At 46.2% G+C, this 2823-nt stretch carries 1 protein-coding gene and 1 pseudogene; one reads left to right on the forward strand and one right to left on the reverse strand.

Going from position 1 to position 2823, the window contains the following annotated elements:
- Positions 1 to 201: 201 nt before the first annotated feature.
- Positions 202 to 2289 (reverse strand): annotated as a pseudogene (locus tag F6K20_RS32700) (ATP-binding protein); the annotation flags it as partial.
- A 194-nt stretch (positions 2290 to 2483) separates the two neighbouring features.
- Here F6K20_RS32700 and F6K20_RS32705 point away from each other — a divergent pair.
- A complete protein-coding gene (locus F6K20_RS32705) occupies positions 2484 to 2726 on the forward strand; it encodes a hypothetical protein (RefSeq protein ID WP_008180935.1) in 243 nt (80 codons plus the stop codon).
- Positions 2727 to 2823 lie beyond the last annotated feature (97 nt).

Here is a 2823-nt window from a genome sequence, read left to right on the forward strand (position 1 = left end):
AAAAACTTGTAACTTGGGGATTGGTGTTCGCGTAGCGTGGCCAATTGCTGATTGCTGATTGCTGATTGCTCATTGCTGATTGCTGATTGCTGATTGCTGATTGCTGATTGCTGATTGCTGATTGCTGATTGCTGATTGCTGATTGCTGATTGCTGATTGGGATAATTTGGCCTCAGTGCTTGATGGTGAATTACTATTAACGGTGAAGAACTTGTAAATTTCAGTGGTGGGTAACACCAACCCTTCTTGCAGGGATTTCCATAAATAATTCGCCGTATCGATTGGGGATTTATCATGAATAATCGCCAGGGTATCCAAATCAAATTGGTGGCCAATACAAGCCGCTACTTTCAAGACATCCTGAGTTTCTTTTGGCAACTTCTGTAACTGAAGTGCCATAAATTCTACCACATCATCCGTGAGGGCCAAGGGTCTAATTTGAGCAATATCACACTGCCAATACCCTTGATCAAAATTAAAGGTGATTAATCGGTCGTGATGGAGGGATTTCAGGAATTGGGTAGCAAAAAACGGATTTCCTTTAGTTTTCTGAGCGACTAGTTCGGTCAGGGGTTCGGCCAGTTCTATCCCACAAGTCAGGGTATCGGCAATCAGATGGTTTAAGTCGGATTTACTCAGGGGGTCGAGGGTAATTGTATTGAGTGAAACGCCAACGTTGGCCATCTCGGACAACGTGAGCATCAATGGATGAGTAGGATTTACCTCATTATCTCGATAAGCACCAATTAGCAGTAGATAGGAGGTATTAGTTTCTGCCATCAACACTTGCAGCAACTTCAGGGAAGCCGAATCTGCCCACTGCCAGTCATCGAGGAAAATCACTAGGGGATGTTCCTTAGTGGTGAAAACTTGGATAAATTTACTAAAGAGCAAATTAAACCGATTTTGGGCCGCCGTACCGGAAAGTTCGGGAGCAGGAGGCTGTTTGCCGATAATCCCTTCTAATTCTGGAATCAAATCCACCATCACTTGACCATTCTCACCCAAAGCAGACAGAATTTGTGCTTTCCACTGCATAAGTTGGCTATCAGTTTCCGTGAGTAATTGCTCCATCAAGTCCCGGAGTGCTTGGACGATGGCACTAAAGGGAATATTACGCTGGAACTGGTCAAACTTACCTTGGATGAAGTAACCCCGCTGCCGCACAATTGGTTTTTGGACTTCATTGACCACAGCGGTTTTACCAATCCCGGAAAAGCCAGCTACCAGAATCATTTCTGTAGATCCTTCACTGACTAGCTCAAAGGCGACCAGTAAGGTATTTACTTCGGCTTGACGCCCGTAGAGTTTTTCCGGAATTACGAAGCGATCGGACCTAGGAGCCGCTACGCGATCGCAAATATCTCGACTGCCCAACTTAATGTCAGCGATCGCGCCAAATCTTTGCAAGTGATAGGAACACTGTTCTAGGTCATACTTGAGTCCCAAAGCACTCTGATAACGGTCTTCAGCATTTTTAGCCATCAGTTTACTGATAATTTGGGACAGGAGTGGGGGAATAGCGGGGTTCAGCTGGTGTGGAGCTAATGGTTGTTTAGCAATATGACAGTGAACCAACTCCATCGGGTCAGTAGTGCTAAAAGGTAACTCTGTGGTGAGCAGCTTGTAGAAGGTTACCCCAGTAGCATAAAAGTCACTGCGGTAGTCAATTCCCCGATTCATCCGTCCAGTTTGTTCCGGAGACAGGTAAGCCAGGGTACCTTCGAGGCAGTTAGGACTAGTCAGGATTTGGCTTTCTTTCGGGAGTAGGGAGGCAATACTGAAGTCAATGAATTTGACTTGACTGGTGGTGGGATTAATCAGGATATTCCTAGGCTTGATGTCTTTGTGGATCACTCGGTGGCGATAGAGTTCATCCAGGATGGAGGCGATTTGAATCGCGATGTGGAGAAATTCCTGAAGTGACTGCTCACGGATCATACCGGGATGCTCTAGCTGATCCGTTATCCGTCTTTGGTGCAAGCTATCAGTGGTATACTCTTCCAGGGAGATGCCACCAAAGTCTTCCATCACCAATACCAAGGTATTGTGGTAGGACTCCAAGCTATAGATTTGGATAATTCCGGGATGGTCAAGATTTTTGGCAATAGTGTACTGATTGCGGAACTGGACAAGTTCCTGGAAGCTGGGATAGGGATTATTCAGCAGTTTGAGTACTACTGGTGTGTGGTCTGAGTTCCTAGTGCCACGATAAACTAGGGTTCTCGACCCATGGTAGACCAGGTCAGTGATGCAATAGCCTTTAATGTTGGGAGCAGTTGTGTTCATGGGTGACATACCTACGTGAGGGTATAGGGCATCTGGACCAATTCAAGCGGACTCACTTTATAGATTTCCCGTTTCCGCCAGACTAGGTAACATTGAGCCAGGCACTCAGCAGCTAGGTGCCATGGAATGCTATCGGATCAAGAAAGCTAAACTAAGGAAAATTACCCAAGTGAAGCTAGCGGGGAATCTCAACCATGCTCAAACCCAAATTAACCTTAATTGCTTTCCTATCAACTACTGGAATTGCCAGTGCTGTTTTGTTGGGTTCAGTTAGTCCAGCTGAATCTTGTATGTACAAGAAGTCCATTAACTACATAAGATCTGAGCAAGTGAATTGGTTACGCTCTCCTTGGGCAGCGGTTATTACCTTGCCAGGACTAGCTATGGCAGCAGCTTTGTACCTGGGTAATCGCTATTACTTAAGCGATCGCCAGTGAGCTTGTAAGCATATGCGCTACAGATGGTGCTACTTGAGGTGCCCTAAGCCCTCAGCCCTCAGCCCTCAGCCCTCAGCCCTCAGCGGTCAGTGGTCAA

Origin of the sequence: Moorena sp. SIO2C4 (assembly GCF_010672485.1) — a bacterium.
Taxonomy (GTDB): Bacteria; Cyanobacteriota; Cyanobacteriia; order Cyanobacteriales; family Coleofasciculaceae; genus Moorena; species Moorena producens.

Coding starts and splice junctions, on each gene's coding strand:
- F6K20_RS32705 (WP_008180935.1), top strand. CDS start 2,484: ATGCTCAAACCCAAATTAACCTTAATTGCTTTCCTATCAACTACTGGA.